General features: G+C 63.4%; 15 protein-coding genes. 9 read left to right on the forward strand and 6 right to left on the reverse strand.

The features are described from left to right. Positions 1 to 123: 123 nt before the first annotated feature. Positions 124 to 1,347, reverse strand: coding sequence for a TadE/TadG family type IV pilus assembly protein (locus ASD99_RS15195; RefSeq protein ID WP_057144148.1), 1,224 nt, complete (start codon positions 1,345 to 1,347; stop codon positions 124 to 126). A gap of 301 nt (positions 1,348 to 1,648) precedes the next feature. Here ASD99_RS15195 and ASD99_RS15200 point away from each other — a divergent pair, with 301 nt between their 5' ends. Further along, positions 1,649 to 2,473, forward strand: a complete 825-nt coding sequence (locus tag ASD99_RS15200; RefSeq protein ID WP_057144198.1) for a DUF2189 domain-containing protein — start codon at positions 1,649 to 1,651, stop codon at positions 2,471 to 2,473. 64 nt (positions 2,474 to 2,537) lie between these two features. Here the strand turns inward: ASD99_RS15200 and ASD99_RS15205 are convergent, their stop codons facing one another. Continuing rightward, positions 2,538 to 3,170: a LysE family translocator gene (locus ASD99_RS15205; protein WP_057144149.1), complete on the reverse strand. Its 633-nt coding sequence runs from the start codon at positions 3,168 to 3,170 to the stop codon at positions 2,538 to 2,540. A 132-nt stretch (positions 3,171 to 3,302) separates the two neighbouring features. After that, positions 3,303 to 5,288 (reverse strand): TadE/TadG family type IV pilus assembly protein, encoded by a 1,986-nt coding sequence (locus ASD99_RS15210; protein WP_200951002.1) that lies wholly within the window; start codon positions 5,286 to 5,288, stop codon positions 3,303 to 3,305. 254 nt (positions 5,289 to 5,542) lie between these two features. Between ASD99_RS15210 and ASD99_RS15215 the strand changes: the two genes are divergently transcribed. Beyond that, a complete protein-coding gene (locus ASD99_RS15215) occupies positions 5,543 to 6,403 on the forward strand; it encodes a TIGR01459 family HAD-type hydrolase (RefSeq protein ID WP_056593730.1) in 861 nt (286 codons plus the stop codon). Between the two features lie 6 nt (positions 6,404 to 6,409). Beyond that, positions 6,410 to 7,390 carry a bifunctional riboflavin kinase/FAD synthetase gene (locus ASD99_RS15220; RefSeq protein WP_056593733.1) on the forward strand — a complete coding sequence of 327 codons (981 nt, stop codon included), beginning with the start codon at positions 6,410 to 6,412 and terminating at the stop codon, positions 7,388 to 7,390. 18 nt (positions 7,391 to 7,408) lie between these two features. Here the strand turns inward: ASD99_RS15220 and ASD99_RS15225 are convergent, their stop codons facing one another. Further along, the gene (locus tag ASD99_RS15225; RefSeq protein ID WP_056593737.1) at positions 7,409 to 7,963 is read right to left on the reverse strand and encodes an HdeD family acid-resistance protein; all 555 of its coding nucleotides are present in this window, start codon (positions 7,961 to 7,963) and stop codon (positions 7,409 to 7,411) included. Between the two features lie 194 nt (positions 7,964 to 8,157). On the opposite strand from ASD99_RS15225, the gene ASD99_RS15230 reads away from it, so the two are divergent. Beyond that, positions 8,158 to 8,964 (forward strand): MipA/OmpV family protein, encoded by an 807-nt coding sequence (locus tag ASD99_RS15230; protein ID WP_057144151.1) that lies wholly within the window; start codon positions 8,158 to 8,160, stop codon positions 8,962 to 8,964. A 76-nt stretch (positions 8,965 to 9,040) separates the two neighbouring features. On the opposite strand, the gene ASD99_RS35135 is transcribed toward ASD99_RS15230, so the two are convergent. After that, positions 9,041 to 9,163, reverse strand: a complete 123-nt coding sequence (locus ASD99_RS35135) for a hypothetical protein (protein ID WP_274533697.1) — start codon at positions 9,161 to 9,163, stop codon at positions 9,041 to 9,043. Positions 9,164 to 9,254: 91 nt separating this feature from the next. Here ASD99_RS35135 and ileS point away from each other — a divergent pair, with 91 nt between their 5' ends. Together ileS and ASD99_RS15240 are read left to right on the forward strand one after the other, a co-directional pair. Continuing rightward, the gene (gene ileS, locus ASD99_RS15235; protein ID WP_082583290.1) at positions 9,255 to 12,218 is read left to right on the forward strand and encodes an isoleucine--tRNA ligase; all 2,964 of its coding nucleotides are present in this window, start codon (positions 9,255 to 9,257) and stop codon (positions 12,216 to 12,218) included. Positions 12,219 to 12,429: 211 nt separating this feature from the next. Next, positions 12,430 to 13,110 (forward strand): hypothetical protein, encoded by a 681-nt coding sequence (locus ASD99_RS15240; RefSeq protein ID WP_082525706.1) that lies wholly within the window; start codon positions 12,430 to 12,432, stop codon positions 13,108 to 13,110. Between the two features lie 40 nt (positions 13,111 to 13,150). Here ASD99_RS15240 and ASD99_RS15245 read toward each other — a convergent pair whose 3' ends face one another. Continuing rightward, a complete protein-coding gene (locus tag ASD99_RS15245) occupies positions 13,151 to 13,600 on the reverse strand; it encodes a nucleoside deaminase (RefSeq protein ID WP_056593748.1) in 450 nt (149 codons plus the stop codon). 182 nt (positions 13,601 to 13,782) lie between these two features. Here ASD99_RS15245 and ASD99_RS15255 point away from each other — a divergent pair, with 182 nt between their 5' ends. From ASD99_RS15255 to ASD99_RS15265, 3 genes are all read left to right on the forward strand, one after another. Continuing rightward, positions 13,783 to 15,915 carry a pseudouridine synthase gene (locus ASD99_RS15255; RefSeq protein ID WP_057144154.1) on the forward strand — a complete coding sequence of 711 codons (2,133 nt, stop codon included), beginning with the start codon at positions 13,783 to 13,785 and terminating at the stop codon, positions 15,913 to 15,915. Beyond that, the gene (gene rsmD / locus ASD99_RS15260; protein WP_056593754.1) at positions 15,912 to 16,466 is read left to right on the forward strand and encodes a 16S rRNA (guanine(966)-N(2))-methyltransferase RsmD; all 555 of its coding nucleotides are present in this window, start codon (positions 15,912 to 15,914) and stop codon (positions 16,464 to 16,466) included. Before ASD99_RS15255 ends, rsmD begins: the two co-directional genes overlap by 4 nt. A 232-nt stretch (positions 16,467 to 16,698) precedes the next feature. Then, on the forward strand, positions 16,699 to 18,069 hold the full coding sequence (locus ASD99_RS15265; protein ID WP_057144155.1) for a M16 family metallopeptidase: 1,371 nt from the start codon (positions 16,699 to 16,701) through the stop codon (positions 18,067 to 18,069). Position 18,070 lies beyond the last annotated feature (1 nt).

The following is an 18,070-nucleotide window of genomic DNA, read 5'->3' on the forward strand; positions in this document are numbered from 1 at the left end:
GTGAAAGGCACTATCTGCCGGAGTGCGGTTGCCGCACTCCGGCGTTGTTGAACGCGACCGCCATTCTTCTCAACGCTACCGCCGGCGCCTCCGGACGTCAGGTCAAACGTTGGGAGCCGTCTCTCATTTCACGAGAGTGATCATCCGGTCAGCATACATTGCGCGATTTCCAAGCGCAGCCGCGCAGTCCGACGTGACGGACGAGTTTCCGGTCATCTGTATCGTATTTCCGACAAGCCTGAGACAGTCGCCCTGGGCGCTCATATCAGAGTTGCCGGCGTAGGAAATGGGCGCGTCCGGCGCGTAGATGAAACCGCTGAGAACGGAATTTGCACCGCCATTCAACGTCAGCGCAGACGTATTGCCGTGATCCTGAAAAATGGTGATACCAGCATAAGGGCCGCTGGTGGGCGGGGAAAGGTTCACCTTCTCATTGGCATTTATATATATCTGAGCGCTTTCCATGAGGAAGATGGTCACGCCCTGGCCAGTCAGGCTACCGTTTCCCCCTGGCTTTATGGTGGTGCCGCGCATGATGTAGACGCCCGGATTAAGCGTGATGTTCCCCGACAATGTCTTGTCGCAATAGGTGCCGGGCGACAGCGTGTAGGTTTTGCCGCTCGGGACCGGCAAACACAATGTGTAAGGGGGAGGAATGACGTCGGCCAGTGGATCAAAAGACGCGTACCGATGTTCGTGCGGCGTTCCGCAGGCGAGACTGGCGCTGGGCGGCAACAGCCCGCTGGTGCCGCCGACGGTTGAGACACAGCCCGCCGAAACCAGTGCAGAGCCGCCCCTATTGACAGAGTCGGACGCGTCCGAGTTCGACGCGATCACACAACTATCCATCGAGACATTGGTCGAGCCCTGCAGGTTCACGGCGGCGGAGGCATGCGGATCGAGCGCCAGCACACAGGCTTGAGCGCCAGGTTTTATCTTGACCAAGGTCGAGCGGTATGCCGGCCAGGGGGCCGAGTCGGCGATGAAACTTGGGTGGCTTATGCTCGACGACAGCGAGACAAAGTAGGCGCTTGGGCTGCCACTGGCCGTTGCCGAGAAAGCCGAGACGCTGCCCGAATATTCCTGAGGGTCGGCCGCGCTCAAATTTACGGCAAAGAATTGCAGCCCAAGCTGCTGAACATCGCCAGCCGCCATGTCGGGAGAAAACTTCGTGCCGATGGCGAGTCCCGCCGCGTCCAGCGAGTTCTGGAGTTGCGCGGCATCATGGCTCGTGCCGAACAGATCAATGGCGCCGGCAACACCAATTATCATCGGCAGCATCGCTATGGAGGTCGTCATGGCAAGGTTGCCCCGCTCCGAAGACCAGAAGCCTTTCAATGAGAACATCGACCCTCGCCAAAAACTGCAAAGCTCAGGTGATACGCCAGGGGTCTCTACGAGCAATTTCAGTAAACGCTAAAATGCATAATGCTAAAATGCGGCACAACGGTTGGCCAAAAAGGAAGCATGCCCAAGGCGCGGCCAGATGAGAGGCGACGGGCAGGGGGCGAGCCCAACGGCGAGTTAGTCCAAGCCATTGACGCGGCGACAATCGGCGCCAAATCTGTTATCGTGACTGTCATTCTTGAAGTGGCAGCTGTGGGCGGCCATCCTGGCGGTGACCGGCCCGACACACGGGAGGAAGGTTATGGCCGGCTTTCATGTCATGGCGGACGCACGCGGTATGCACGTGCAGCCAACGGTGCGCCACATCACCACGTCGGACCTTTGGGATGCGCTACGCCTCGGCGCCGAGGATTTCTGGGCAAAACCCTCGCACTACGTGTTCCTGTGCCTGATCTATCCCATCGTTGGCCTGATCCTGACGTGGTGGACGTCTGGCGCCAATGCCATCCAGCTCATCTATCCCCTGATGTCGGGTTTCGCGCTGGTCGGGCCGTTTGCCGCGATCGGCCTTTACGAGATCAGCCGCCGGCGTGAACTCGGCATGAACACTTCCTGGCGGCATGCCCTCGATGTGCGCCGCTCGCCGGCGGTTCCGTCGATCGTGGTGATCGGCATCATGCTGGTCGCGCTGTTCCTGTTGTGGCTCTACACCGCGCAGTCGATCTACACCGGATTGTTCGGCGATCAGCCTCCGGCATCGATCGGCAGCTTCGTCCGTGAGGTACTGACGACCGGCAAAGGCTGGATTCTGATCCTTGCTGGCAACGCCGCGGGCTTTGTCTTCGCCGTTGTCGTGCTGGCCACCACGGTGATTGCCTTCCCGCTGCTGCTCGACCGGGACGTCGGCGCCGTTTCGGCCATCGAGACCTCGGCACGGGCGGTGATGACCAACCCGCTGCAGATGGCACTGTGGGGGCTGATGGTCGCCGTGCTGCTGGTGATCGGCTCGATCCCGCTGTTTGCCGGGCTAGCGGTCGTCATGCCCGTCCTCGGCCATGCCACCTGGCATCTCTACCGCAGGGTGGTCGAGCCGGAGCGGGCGCAGCAGATAAGGCGGCCGATGTAGATATGCATGATCCCGAAAAGTGGAAACCGGTTTTCGGAAAAGATCATGCACTAACAGTAAGCTCTCAGCGTTGCGCGTCGGTCGCCATCTTCAGCGCGAGTGCCGCCAGCACGGTGCCCATCATCCAGCGCTGGATGATCAGCCATAGCGGCCGCCCGGCGAGGAAGGTGGCGATGGAGCCGGCCGTCACCGCGATGATGGCGTTGACGCTGAGGCTGATCGTGATCTGCGTGGCGCCCAGCACCAGAAGCTGCGACAGGACATGGCCTTTGCCCAGGCTGATGAATTGCGGCAGCAGCGAGAGATAGAGCACGGCCACCTTCGGATTCAGCAGATTGGTCATCAGGCCCATCGCGAACAGCTTGCGCGGCCGATCCCTTGGCAGTTCACGCACCTGGAATGGCGAACGCCCGCCCGGCTTCACCGCCTGCCAGGCCAGCCACAGGAGATAGAGCACACCGGCAAAGCGCAGCGTATCGTAGGCGTAGGGCACGGCGAGCAGCAGCGCGGTGATGCCGAAGGCCGCCGCCAGCACATAGAAGAGAAAGCCGAGTGCCACTCCGCCAAGCGAGATCAGCCCGGCCTTCGGCCCTTGCGACAGGGAACGCGAGATCAGATAGATCATGTTGGGGCCAGGCGTCAGCACCATGCCGAGGCAGACCAGCGCGAAGGCGAGATGATCGGCGGTTTCGGGCATCGGTTCGTTCCCCAGCGCGCCGCGAATGGATGCACGATCCCGCGAGCGGTCTACATGTGCCTGTGCCGGCAGGCGCGCGCAAGGGCATGGCGGCGCCAGCCGTTGCGCCAGAGGGCTGCCAATGCCTTCGGGTCAACCGACGACGCGCAGGTTCGACAATTCGTTGCCGATTTCCTTGAAGTCGTTCGACAAGGTGGCACCGGTGGCGTTCCAGAACAGCTTCGCCGGCTTGCTCGCGTCCGTGCGATCCTTGCGGAAGCGCGAGTTCGACGAGCAGGCTTTCAGTGCATCGATCGCCTGCTTGTCTGACGTATTGGTTGTGGACAGGTCGAGCGCCACCGTCATCACCATGATGTTGGCTGCCTTGGCGTTGTTGCAAAGCGTCGCCATCTGCTGGTTGAGCGCGTTGGTATAATTGCCGTTCGAATAGTCGAACTGGCCGATGGCGCTCGACGTGCCCAAGAACAGGCGGCCGACCGAAGTGCCGTTGTAGCCGGGGTTAAGATAGCCGTAAGACGCATAATTCGACTTCGCGCTGGCGGGGTCGGAATAGCCGAGCGACGAAGGTGTGTAGTAGGTGTTGGCGCCATCGGTCAGCACGATCACGACCTTGTCGTTGCCTCTTTCTGTTTCCGGGCGACCTTGCGTGAACGGCTCGCCGCTCGAAACCACACGCCAGCCCCAGGCCATGCCCTCGGGAACGTTGGTGCCGCCATTCGGCTGCATCAGGTCGATCGCGGCCTTGATCGCGGTGAGCCCATCGGTGACGCTGACATCGATCAGCGGCGTGATCGGGTTGGTGGTGCAGCTGTAGTTCGGACCATTGCCGGCGGGCAGCGCCGGGGCGCTTATCGGCCGCGGTTGGAAATATTTACTCATGTTGCGCAGCCGCGATTGGCCGGTGCTGCTCGTCGGGTCGTCGTTCCACCAACTGTTGACGGCGCCATAGGTCGTCGGCGCGGCCTCGTCGGGGTCCTGGGTGAGCTTCCAATGATTGCCGGGTTCGTCGGGGGCGAACATCGGCACGAACATCGTTGCCGGATCGCCAACCCCTATGCCGGTGTTCGCCGAGCCGCCGGACGGCGCGGCGTCGTTGACATTGTAGGGATAGGGCCGGGCCTCGACGCAGCCCTGCCAACTGGCGAATGGGCCATAGGAATCGATGTAGTCATATTCGTCGTGGTTTCGTTTGCAGGTGTTGTTCGAGTTGTATTCGTCGCAAACCACACGCTTGCTGTTGGTGACACGTTCATGGTTGGTGACGACCTTCATATCGCGGTAGAGCGAGAACCGGGTCAGCATCTGGCCTTCGTCGGCACCCCATCCGGAGCCGCGCTTGTACCAGATGCCGTTGGCTTTCTGGGCGTATTTGTCGGCCGCGTTCAGCGTCGACCAGTCGAAATTCTCGTTCGATACCGGCGACAGGCCTTCGGTGTCCATCCAGGACGCATTGCCGTTTCCGGGGCCGACGTTGACCGAAGCGGCAAACGGTACGAGGCCGAACTGCACCGGCTTGTCGATCTGCTTGATCATGGCCGCTTGCTGGGCCAGCGTGTCGACCAGCTGTTTGGCCGCGGTCTTGAGAAGGTCGATGCGCGTTTGCCCCGAGCCCGTTCCGGTCTTGGTCATCGATCCGGAATTGTCGAGCACCAGGGCGACTTCCAGAGTGTTCTTCAGCCGCACTTCCGAGGTGACGTCGAAGCTGATCTTCTGGTTCGCGTCGGTTGCGGACTTGCCAATGAGCTGGCCGAAGGCAGGATAGAAATAGGGCTTGTAGTCCAGCCGCGCGCTCATCTTGAGCAAGCCGCCGCCGGTGGTGTTGCTTGGCAAGGTGACGCTGAGCGTCGTGTTGGCGGGATCGAGCTTGTTGAGGTTGGCATTGAAGAAGTCGAGCGCGTAGGCTCTCAGCTGGTCGTCGGTCGCACCTTCCGTCAGCCGGCGCGCCGTGGCGAAGTTGGCGGCATCGAGCGCATTCGACACCGTTTGTTTTTGACGGCTCATCTCGGTGAAATCGACCGCCATCGCCAGACCGCCCATCAGCGGAACCATCGCAACGACCGTCATAAGAGCATAGTTGCCGCGTTTGTCGCGGCAGAACTGACGCCAAAGTTCATGCATGTCTTGCAGCGGCCCCCGCCGGCGGATTCTCGATCGACGCCAGCTTTCCACAAAACGCTGAAGGCCACGTTTGGGAAATCGCTCGATTGCCGGGTCGGTACTTCACCAACCGATAACCAATGGGCGCCCTCGCTGACGCTGCGCAAATGCCCGGCGAAAGCTGGTGACAGGCCGGAGCGGTTCGGTTAATCCGAACCGGCTGCGGCGAACGGTCGGCCGTGATACTCGCAACGATCATGACTGAAGGAAACGGCATGGCGGATTCGCCTGAAATCATCGGCTCGCTGGAAGACGTGTCGAATGCCTATTCGGCAATCCTGTGCGATGTCTGGGGCGTGGTCCACAATGGCGAGAGGCATTTCCCTGTGGCGGCCGCGGCCCTGGCAAGGGCTCGAGAGGCGGAAATCCCCGTCGTCCTGATCACCAATTCGCCGCGCCGAAGTGCCGATGTCGTGGCGCAGATGAATGCGATCGGTGTTCCACCAATAGCCTACGACCGGGTGGTTACGTCGGGTGATGTGACCCGGGATCTGATCGCCGAAGGTCCGCGCAAGATTTTCCATATCGGCGCTGAGCGCGATTTCACGCTCTATGACGGTCTCGACGTCGAGATTGTCGAGGAATTCGAGGCGTCCGGCGTCGTCTGCACCGGTCTGTTCGATGACGAGGTCGAGAAGCCCGAGGATTACACCGAGCTTCTGCGGCGGCTGCGCGCCAGGAACCTGCCCTTCATCTGCGCAAATCCCGACATCGTCGTCGAGCGCGGCGAGCGCATCATCTGGTGTGCCGGCGCGTTGGCACGCGATTATGCCCAGCTTGGTGGCCGCACATTGATCGCCGGAAAACCTTACATGCCGATCTACAACCTCGCGATGAAGGAGATTGCCGAGATTCTTGGCCGGCCGGTCGAGCGCGGCCAGGTGCTGGCCATCGGCGACGGCATGATGACCGATGTGAAGGGCGCCGCCGACAATGGCTTCGATGTTCTCTATGTCTCCGGCGGTATCCATGCCCGCGACTATGGCGATGCACTGCAACCGGATCCGGCAAGGTTGGCGACCTTCCTGGAAAAGCATGGTTATCGTCCGGTGGCCGTCATTCCCAGACTGCGGTAGGTGACGATGGCAGCCTTCCAGCGCATTCTGGCAACCACGCCGCTGCCCGCAGACCTGCGCGGCGGCGTGGTGGCGATCGGCAATTTCGATGGTGTCCATCGCGGCCATCAGGCGGTTCTAGAGCGGGCCTCGGCCGAGGCCGGACGGCTTGGAGTCCCGGCTCTGGTGCTGACATTCGAACCGCATCCGCGCAAGATCTTCCGGCCTGATATCCCGTTGTTCGTGCTGACGCCGCCGCCGATGAAGGCGCGGCTCCTGTCGCTGCTGGGCTTTGCCGCGCTCGTCGAGCAGCCGTTCACGCGCGACTTCGCCTCGCTGTCGGCGGAAGCATTCGTGACGGATGTGCTGGAAAGGAATCTTGGCATTACCCACGCCGTGACCGGGTTCGATTTCCATTTCGGCAAGGATCGTCAAGGCGGCCCGGCCTACCTGATGGCGGCCGGCGAGCGTCACGGCTTCGGCGTCACGCTCGTCGACGCCTTCCGTGACGAGGGCGCCGAGGTGGTGTCGTCGAGCCGCATTCGCGGGTTGCTGAGCGAGGGCGAGGTGGCCGAGGCCGCCGGACTGCTTGGCTATCGCTTCACCGTCGAAAGCGAGGTGGTCGGCGGACAGCAGCTCGGCCGCACGCTTGGCTTTCCAACCGCGAATATGAGGCTTTCACCCGAAGCCGCGCTCAAGGAGGGCATCTATGCCGTCCGCTTCCGCCGCGCCGACGGCAAGCTTCACGACGGTGTCGCCAGCTTCGGCCGCCGCCCGACCGTCGACGACAACGGCACGCCGCTTCTGGAAACCTTCGTCTTTGATTTCTCCGGCGACCTCTATGGTGAGATCTGCCAGGTTTCCTTCTTCGCTTTCCTGCGCCCGGAGGTGAAGTTCGAAGGGCTCGATGCGCTGGTCACGCAGATGAAGCGCGACGAAGCCGAGGCACGCGCCCTGCTTGCCGGCGTCAAGCCGCTCTCCGACCTCGATGCGGCCATGGCATTTTGAATCCAGGCGTGATCCCGGTTATTTCTTCAGTGCCAGGCCGACGGCGATGAAGGTCCAGCCCTGGAAGATCAGGTCGATCGCCAGGAAGAGACCGAGCACCCACAGGCTGTTGACCGGCCAGCCCATGGCGATGATCAGGCCGGCAAGCGTGCTGATGACACCGGCCGCGACCACCCAGCCCCAGCCGCGTTCCGGCCGGTGGCTATAGCCGACCCAGGCCCTGAGCACGCCCGACGCGACCAGTGCGATCGCCAGCAGGAACGTCAGGACCGCTGAAGCGAGCAGCGGATTGTCGAAAGCGAAGAAGCCGGCAATGGCGTAGAGCAGTCCGCTGAGCAGCCAGTAGAAGAAGCGGCTCCAGGTCTTGACGCCGAACGCATGCACGATCTCGATGATGCCGGCCATCAGCATCAGCCATCCCACGACATAGACAGAAGCCACCGTGGCGATGAACAGATTGCCGAAGGCAATGCCGCCGAAGATGAGCAGCAGCACGCCGAGCGCGACAAACCACCCCCATTTTGTCCGTGTCTGTTCGATCGCGATCTTCAAGGCGTCGCCGTGCAGGGTCATTGTCGCGGTCTCCATCAAGGGCTACGGGATACTGCCGGATGGAAGTTAATCCCGGCGCCGGCCGACGTCCAGTCGATGACCGGCAGCGGGATCGCGGCAAACCGCGAGCGGATGCCTCCGGTTAAATCAAATTTTACCAAACGGCCGTCAAAGCTGTCATCGGTAACCGTGTGTGTTGTGTTAGTGGAGTGGCCATGAGTCCGGTCGGAAGAATCTCTCTGGTGTTGGCTGCTGCGGTGCTGAGCGGCGCGGGTACCGCCAATGCGGGCGAGGGCGGTTGGCTGTCCGGCGACTGGTACCTGACCGTTGGCGCTACCGGCATGGTGGCGCCGAATTTCGAGGGCGGCAAGAAGTACCTGCTCAGCGCCTCGCCGATCATTTCGTTGGGCAAGGCCGGACCGGCGGCCCGCTTTGTCTCGCGCAACGACAACATCTCGCTGGCGCTGGTCGACGATGGCGGTGTCCGCGCTGGCCTGACCGGCAAGTTCCTGTTTTCGCGTGACGATGGCAACGCCGATGAGCTGAAGGGCCTCGATCCGGTGCGCTGGGGCGGCGAAGTCGGCGGCTTCTTCGAATTCTATCCGACCGATTGGCTGCGCGCCCGCGCCGAGCTTCGCCACGGTATTCGCGCTCACAACGGCTTTGTCGCCGACATCGCCGCCGACGCCTTCTACGATGTGACGCCAACCGTGCGGATTTCGGGCGGACCGCGTGTTTCCTTCGCCTCGGCCAACTATTTCGACGCTTACTACGGCGTCAACGCGCAGGAAGCCGTGGCCTCGGGCTTGAGCGAATATCATCCAGGTGGCGGGCTGAAGTCGACCGGCCTTGGCGGCGCCATAACCTGGAAGGTGACCGAGCCGATGACCGCCAGCCTGTTTGGCGAATATTCGCGCCTGATGGGACCGGCCGCCGATTCCAGCCTGGTCAGGGAGCGCGGCGACCGCAATCAGTTCATGATCGGCGTGTCGACCACCTATCGCTTCGATTTCACGATGTAAGTGAATCGAACGAGAGGCGCTTTATTCCTGCGTCCATCTCCGCTAAAAGCCCACCAATGACGAGCTTTTCGCGCCTTCACGCGCTGACGATACGAATTACCGGCCCGGTGTTCCGGGCGGCCTGAACGCCGCCGGAGCCGCCGGGAATCTTGCGCGCGGCCTCTCGCGCTTTTTCCAGATCATCAGGCATGTCGCCCAAAAGTGGCCCCGGTTTTGGGAAAACGACATGCTCAAAAGTATAGTTCAACGCCCGAGCTCCTTTGCCGCCGGGCAATGCACATGGCAGACCAATGACCGACACCGCTGAAACGATCGACTATTCCAAGACGCTCTATCTGCCGCAGACGGATTTTCCGATGCGCGCCGGCTTGCCGGAGAAGGAGCCGCTGCTGGTCAAGCGCTGGCAGGACATGGACCTCTACCGCAAGCTGCGCGAGGATGCTGCCGGCCGCACGAAATACGTGCTGCATGACGGCCCGCCCTACGCCAACGGCAACATCCATATCGGTCATGCGCTGAACAAGATCCTCAAGGACGTCATCACCCGCTCGTTCCAGATGCGCGGCTATGACTCGAACTATGTGCCCGGCTGGGACTGCCATGGCCTGCCGATCGAATGGAAGATCGAGGAGCAGTACCGCGCAAAGGGCAAGAACAAGGACGAGGTGCCGGTCAACGAATTCCGCAAGGAATGCCGTGAGTTCGCCGCGCATTGGATCACGGTGCAGGGCGGTGAGTTCCAGCGGCTCGGCGTCATCGGTGACTTCAAGAACCCGTATACGACGATGGCTTTCCATGCCGAGGCGCGGATCGCCGGCGAGCTGCTGAAATTCGCCATGTCGGGCCAGCTCTATCGAGGCTCCAAGCCGGTGATGTGGAGCGTGGTCGAGCGCACGGCACTGGCCGAGGCCGAGGTCGAGTACCAGGACTATGAGTCCGACACGATCTGGGCGAAGTTTCCGGTCGCCAGCCTGGTCCGTCCCATCGATGATGGTGAGACCAAACTGACGGAGGGAGCGCTCGACCTGCTGCAGGCCCATGTCGTCATCTGGACGACGACGCCCTGGACCATCCCCGGCAACCGCGCCGTCAACTATTCGCCGCGCATCAGCTATGGCCTCTACGAGGTCACCGCGGCCGAGAACGCGTTCGGCCCGCAGCCGGGCGAAAAGCTGATCTTTGCCGACGCACTGGCCGAAGACGCCTCGGCCAAGGCCAAGGTCACCTTGAATCGTCTCCGCAGCGTTTCGGCGCAAGAGCTTGGAAGCCTTACGCTTTCGCATCCGTTCAAGGGCTTTGGCGGCGGCTACGAATTTGCCGTTCCGATGCTCGCCGGCGACCATGTCACCGACGACGCCGGCACCGGCTTCGTCCACACCGCGCCCGGCCACGGCCGCGAGGACTTTGACGCCTGGATGGATGCGGCGGTGGATTTGCGTGCACGCGGCATTGACAGCGCCATCCCGTTCACCGTCGACGATGGCGGCTTCTTCACCAAGGATGCTCCGGGTTTCGGCACGGATCGCGAGGGTGGGCCGGCGCGTGTCATCGACGACAACGGCAAGAAGGGCAATGCCAACCAGGTCGTCATCGACGAGCTGATCAAACGCGACGCGCTGTTCGCGCGCGGCCGGCTGAAGCACAGCTATCCCCATTCATGGCGGTCCAAAAAACCGATCATCTTCCGCAACACGCCGCAATGGTTCGTCTATATGGACAAGGACCTCGGCGACGGCTCGACGCTGCGCAGCCGCGCGCTGAAGGCAATCGACGACACTCGCTTTGTGCCCGCTGCCGGCCAGAACCGCATCCGCGCCATGATCGAGGAGCGCCCGGACTGGGTGCTGTCGCGCCAGCGCGCCTGGGGCGTGCCGATCGCCGTCTTCGCCGATGCCGACGGCAATGTGCTTAAGGACGAAGCGGTCAACCAGCGCATCATGGACGCCTTCGAACAGGAGGGCGCCGACGCCTGGTTCGCCGCCGGCGCCAAGGAGCGTTTCCTCGGCAATCATGATGCCTCCAAATGGAAGCAGGTGATGGACATCCTCGACGTCTGGTTCGATTCTGGCTCGACGCACGCCTTCACGCTGGAGGATCGTCCTGACCTGAAATGGCCGGCCGACGTTTATCTCGAAGGCTCCGACCAGCATCGCGGCTGGTTCCATTCCTCGCTGCTGGAAAGCTGCGGCACCAGGGGCAGGGCGCCATACGACACCGTCGTCACCCATGGCTTCACCATGGACGAGGACGGCCGCAAGATGTCGAAATCGCTCGGCAACACCGTCGTTCCGCAGGACGTCATCAAGCAGTCGGGCGCCGACATCCTGCGTCTGTGGGTGGTGACGACGGACTACTGGGAAGATCAGCGGCTCGGCAAGAACGTGCTGCAGACCAACATCGACGCCTACCGCAAGCTGCGCAACACCATCCGCTGGATGCTGGGCACGCTCGCCCATGACGATGGCGAGGAGGTGCCGCTGGAAAAGATGCCGGAGCTGGAGCGGCTGATGCTGCACCGGCTGGCCGAGCTCGATGAGGTCGTGCGCTCGGGCTACGACGCCTTCGAATTCAAGCGCATCACCCGCATGCTGCTCGATTTCATGGTAGTCGAGCTGTCGGCGTTTTATTTCGACATCCGCAAGGACGCGCTCTACTGCGACGCGCCGTCGAGTGTGAAACGCAAGGCTTCGGTGCAGGTGGTTCGCCATCTCTTCAATTGCCTGGTGAAATGGCTGGCGCCGATGCTGCCCTTCACCATGGAAGAGGCCTGGCTCGATCGTCATCCCGACGCCGTCTCGGTGCATCTTGACCAGTTCCCGCAGATCCCGGCGGACTGGAAGAACGAGGCGCTGGCGGAAAAATGGCGCCAGGTGCGGCAGGTGCGGCGTGTCGTCACCGGCGCGCTGGAGATCGCGCGCGCCCAGAAGGTGATCGGGTCGTCGCTGGAAGCAGTGCCGGTCGTCACCATCAACGATGCAGCGCTCGAAGCGGCGATATCCGATGTCGACATGGCCGAGATGGCGATCACCAGCGATCTGGTCATCGCTCATGGCGAAGCGCCTGCGGGTGCCTTCACGCTTGACGACGTCAGGGGTGTCGCCGTGGTGGTCGAAAAGGCCGAGGATCGCGGCCTGGTGAAATGCGCACGGTCCTGGCGCTACACCGCCGATGTCGGCCGGGATCCGGAATTCCCTGATGTTTCGGCGCGCGATGCGGCGGTGCTGCACGAATTGAAGGCGCTTGGCCGGCTTTGACAGGCCGGCCGGCCAGCTTGATCGGTGCACAAATGCCACGCCGGGCGGGCGAAAACCGCCCGCGCGTTGCCCTTAACGAGTGGTTGAGGTAAACACGCGAAACTCCGGAAGACAAATTGTCGCCGGATTTCCGTCGCAAGTGCTTGGACGATGGGGACCGGTCATGAGGCCGGTGGCAATCGAGAGGCTGTCTACAGTGGGACTTTTTGGCATGACCGAGAGATATAATGCGCGCCTGGCGCTGCTGGCGCCGCTTGTCGCATCGGGCCTCGCTTTGTCCGGCTGCATGGGGTCTCCGACCTATGGCACCGACAAGACCGCCGGCGAACAGCTGGCCGGCGATATTTCGGGCGCCTTTTCATTCGCGCCGAAGCGCAAGGAACAGATCGATTACAAGCCGCGCCCGACGCTGGTGAAGCCGGCGCCAGGCCAGAAGGAAGCGCTGCCGGCACCGCAGGACAGCATCGAGACGGCAAGCGCCGAATGGCCCGAATCGCCCGAGCAGCGCCGCGCCCGCCTTCGAGCCGACGCCACCGCCCATCAGAACGATCCGGCTTACCAGTCGGAGATTGTCGACGACGTGCAGACCGATCCGGCCTCGGTGAAGAGGGCAATGGCGGAATCAGGCTCGAGCCACCCGCCGGCGTGGACACCCGCCGATTCCGACAAGGGTCGCGCCGCCGAGATCCAGCGTCGTCTCGCCGATAGCAAGCAGGGCGATCCGAACACCCGAAAATATCTCAGCGAACCGCCGGTACAGTATCGCGTCGCAGCCGGCACGGCGCCGCAAAATGAGCTTGGCGAGGACGAGTATAAGAAGGAACGCCGTCTCAAGAGAGAGGCGGAAGGCAAGAAGGGCAGCGGCTGGTTCGACTGGATGCCGTCCCTGTAAAAACCGCCTCTTTGTTGTTTCCTGCCGAAGGGCGCCCGGTTCAGCCGCGCCGTTCCCGGAAAAATCCTTTGAGCAGCGCAGCCGCTTCGGTCTCGCCCATGCCCGGATAGATGTCGGGCGCGTGGTGGCAGGTCGGTGAGGCGAAGAAGCGTACGCCATTGACCACCGCACCGCCCTTGTCGTCGGCGGCGCCGAAATAGAGCCGGCGCAGCCGGGCGAAGGAAATGGCGCCGGCGCACATGGCGCAAGGCTCAAGCGTTACATAAAGGTCATGGCCGGTGAGCCGCTCGGCCGACAGTTTGCGGCAGGCTTCGCGGATGACCAGCATCTCGGCATGCGCGGTCGGGTCGGCAAGTTCGCGGGTGCGGTTGCCGGCGCTGGCGACAACGCCATCGCCGTTGGCGATGACGGCGCCGACCGGCACTTCGCCACGCAAGGAGGCAGCTTCGGCCTCCTTCAGCGCCAGCGCCATGAAATCGGGCCGCTTCACGCGATTTCCATTCCGATTATCTCCTCGCCACCTGACGGTGATCCTGTTATTGAGCGCATGACCTCGAAAATCGGGACTCGGTTTTCGGAAATGATCATGCGCCACATCAAAAGTGCTACAGCGTTCGTTGCGCGCCCGAAAGGATGCGCCACGCTGTAGCAGCGCAAACGGATAAAGGCCACATGGACGACAACGACAAGAAATTCCGACCCAAGAAGGGTCCGGCCAGGAGTGGCCCGAAAGCCGCGGGACCGCGCAGCCGTGATGGCGCCGCCGGCAAAGGCGGCAAGCCGTCCTTTGGCGCCAAGAAACCTTACGCTCCGCGTGGCGATCGGCCGATGGCCGCCGATGGCGAGCGGCCGAAGCGCGACTTCAAGGGCGGTGACAAGCCATTCAGCGAAGGTCCGCGTCCCGAAGGCAAGCCTTTTGAGAAGCGTGAGGGGCCACGCAAGCCCTACGCACCGCGCGGCGACCGCCCGATGGCGACCGAGGGCGAACGCAAGCCCTATGAAAAGCGCGAAGGGCCACGCAAGCCCTACGCGCCACGCGGTGATCGGCCGATGGCGGCCGCAGGCGAACGGCCGAAGCGCGACTACAAGCCGCGCGAAGCCGGTGAGGGTGGCGCCCCGCGCGCCGAAAGACCATTCCACAAAGGTCCGCGCCCCGAAGGCAAGCCCTATGAAAAGCGCGAAGGGCCGCGCAAACCTTATGCGCCGCGTGGCGACCGGCCGGCTGCGGCGGCAGCGGGCGGCGAAAAGCGCTTCGACCGTCCCAAGCGTGATTTTAGCGACCGCGCTCCGCGCGATGCTGGCGATCGCCCAAAGCGCGACTTCGCTGACCGTCCCAGGCGGGACTTCAACGATCGCCCGAAGCGCGATTTCAACGATCAGCCGCAAACCGCATCGGGCGGCAGCTTCAAGCCGCGACCGCGTCCCGCCGAGGCTGCGGAAGAGGCAGGCGAACGCATCGCCAAGCGGCTGGCGCGTGCCGGCCTGGCCTCGCGCCGCGATGCCGAGGAACTGATCGCCGCCGGCCGCGTCAAGGTCAATGGCCGGGCCCTGACCTCGCCGGCCTTCAACGTCATGCCTGATGACATCATCCATCTCGACGGCATGGAAATCCCGCCGATCGAGCGCACGCGGCTGTTCCTGTTCCACAAGCCGGCCGGCGTCGTCACCACCAACCGCGATCCCGAGGGCCGCAAGACCGTCTTCGACGTGCTTCCGGCCGAATTGCCGCGGCTGATGACCATCGGCCGGCTGGATATCAACACCGAAGGCCTGCTGCTGCTCACCAACGATGGCGGCCTGTCGCGCGTGCTCGAACTGCCGGCCACCGGCTGGCTGCGCCGCTACCGCGTGCGCGTCCACGGCAAGGTCGAGGAGAGCGCGCTTGCCGGTCTGCGTGAGGGTATTGCCGTCGACGGCGTGTTTTACGGTGCCATCGAAGCGACGCTCGACCGTGAGCAAGGCACCAATGCCTGGCTGACGATCGGCCTGCGCGAGGGCAAGAACCGCGAAGTCAGGAACATCCTCGGCTCGCTCGGCCTCGATGTGACGCGGCTGATCCGCATTTCCTACGGCCCGTTCCAGCTCGATGACCTTGCCGAGGGCCATGTGCTGGAGATCAAGGGCAGGGTGTTGCGCGACCAGCTTGGCGAACGCCTGGTCGAGGAATCAGGCGCCAATTTCGACGCCGATGTCACCAAACCGTTTTCCAACAAGCCGGTGCGGCGCACCGAAATCCGCGAGCCGGAGCCGGAACGGCCGAAGTTCACCCGCGACGGCGAGCGCCGTCCGATCGGTGAGGGCGGCTTGATCAAGAACCGCAAGCGCCGCGAAGGCAGCCGCGACGAGGCACTGGGCAAGCTGTCGACAAGCCCCGACAGGAGCGCAGGGTCCGAGAAGAGCTTTGGCGAGCGCGGTCCGCGTCCCGAACGCAGCTTTGGCGACAAGCCCCGCGGCAATTTTGCCGATAAGCCGCGCGGCGGCTTTGGTGACAAACCGCGCGGTGCTTTTGGCGGCAAGCCGGGCGGTGGCAAGAAATCCGAGCGCGAGCAGCGGCCGATCGAGCCGCCCGGCCAGCGCAAGGCCAATGTCTGGATGGCGCCGGGCGCGCGGCCGATCGGCAAGGGCCGGGCTGAGGCAGACGCCGCCAAGGCGGCTGACGCCAAGGCGCGCAAGGCGTCGTTCAAGCCGTCCTATGGCAAACCCGCCGGTGCAAAGCCATTCGGCAAGCCGCGCGGCGAGCGTCCGGGTGGCGCTGGTGGCGGGGAGCGGCCGCGAAGTGGTCCCAGAGGCCCCAAAGCGAGATGAGAATCGTCGGCGGTGAGTTTCGCGGGCGTCCCCTGGCGACGCCTCGCTCGAGCGCCATCCGTCCGACGACCGATCGCACCCGCGAGGCGGTCTTCAACGTGCTGGCGCATCGCTTTGCCGAGCAATTGGACGGCGCGCGCGTGCTCGACCTGTTCGCCGGCACCGGCGCGCTTGGGCTCGAAGCGCTGTCGCGCGGTGCCTCCTACGGCGTCTTCATCGAGGAATCGGCGGAAGGCCGTGGCCTGATCCGCGACAATGTCGAGGCCTTCGGCCTGACCGGCCGCACCAAGATCTTTCGCCGCGACGCCACCGGCCTTGGCGAGGCCGGCACCTTGGCGCCGTTCGGCCTTGTCTTCGCCGACCCGCCATATGGCAAGGGCCTTGGCGAGCGCGCCCTGCAGTCGGCCAAGGCCGGCGGCTGGCTCCGCCCCGGCGCGCTGTGTGTGGTCGAGGAGGCCGCGGTGGCGCCCTTCGAGCCAGGCCCCGGCTTCTCCGTGCTGGACGAACGCAACTATGGCGAGACCGTCATCCGCTTCATCAAGGCGGCCTGATCCGCCTATGCATCCATAGCCGGGCATACACGGCCGGCCTCTTTGCCGCCGCCTTTGGCGGCAACATGACCAACAATTCACTTTGCTTGTCGCCCAGACCCTGCCTATCGTCCCGCCTAGAGCAATTCCAGGAAAAGTGTGAAGCGGTTTTCCATCCGGAATTGCGCCAAACAAAAACATGGAGCGGTTCAACGTTTCCGTGAAACGATGAACAGCGAAACCGGAGCCATTGATGACATTTCAGGCTGAATGGCTGCGCGCAACGCTGCTGGCGACGTCGCTGGCTTTCGCGATCACCGGCCCGGCGCTGGCCGACAGCGCGCCGGACGCGTTCAAGGTCACGGATTTCCTGCTCGATAACGGCATGGAGGTCGTCGTCATTCCCGACCATCGCGCGCCGATCGTCACCCACATGGTCTGGTACAAGATCGGCAGCGCCGACGAGCCGCCCGGCAAATCGGGCATCGCGCATTTCTTCGAGCATCTGATGTTCAAGGCGACGACCCATCATGCGGCGGGCGAGTTCGACCGCGCCATCTCCGACATCGGCGGCTCCAACAACGCCTTCACCTCCTACGACTACACCGCCTTCCACGAGACGGTGGCGCCGACCGCGCTCGAACTGATGATGAGCTTCGAGGCCGACCGCATGCGCAATCTCATCCTCACCGACGACGTCATCAAGACCGAGCGCGACGTCATCCTCGAGGAGCGCCGCTCGCGCATCGACAACAATCCGGAGGCGGTTCTGGACGAGGAGGTGGACGCCACGCTGTGGCAGAACCAGCCCTATCGCATTCCGGTCATCGGCTGGATGCAGGAGATGCAGCAGCTGAACCGCACCGACGCCACCGCCTTCTATGACAGATACTACCGGCCCAACAACGCCGTGCTGATCGTGGCCGGCGATGTCGAGCCGGATGCCGTGCGGGCACTGGCCGAAAAGACCTACGGCAAGGTGGCGCGCGGCCCCGATCTGCCGCCCCGCATCCGCCCTGTCGAGCCGGAGCAGAACACCAAGCGCACGGTGACGCTCTCCGATGCCCGCGTCAGCGTGCCGAGTTTTTCCACCCAATGGGTGGTGCCGTCCTATCACACGGGCAAGCCGGGCGAAGCGGAAGCGCTCGACCTTTTGGCGGAAATCCTCGGCGGCGGCAATCGCAGCCGGCTCTACCAGGCGCTCGTCGTCCAGCAGGGCATCGCCTCCAGCGCCGGCGCCTTTTTCCAGGGCACCATGCTCGACGACACCAATTTCACCGTCTACGGCGCGCCGCGCGGCGATGCCAAGCTCGCCGACGTCGAAGCGGCGGTCGATGCGGAAGTGGCACGCATCGTCAGGGATGGCGTCACGCCATCGGAGCTGGAAAAAGCCAAGGACCGCTATGTCAGGTCGATGATCTTTGCCCGCGACAAGCAGGATTCGATGGCCAACATCTACGGCTCGACGCTTGCCACCGGCGGCGATGTGCAGGACGTCCAGCAATGGCCGGACCGCATCCGCACGGTCACAGCCGACCAGGTCAAGGCCGTCGCCGCGCGCTATCTGGTGCTCGCCCGATCGACGACCGGTTACCTCTTGCCGCAGCAACAGGCGGGGAATTGAT

The sequence above is a fragment of the Mesorhizobium sp. Root695 genome, assembly GCF_001428185.1.
Lineage (GTDB): Bacteria > Pseudomonadota > Alphaproteobacteria > Rhizobiales > Rhizobiaceae > Mesorhizobium.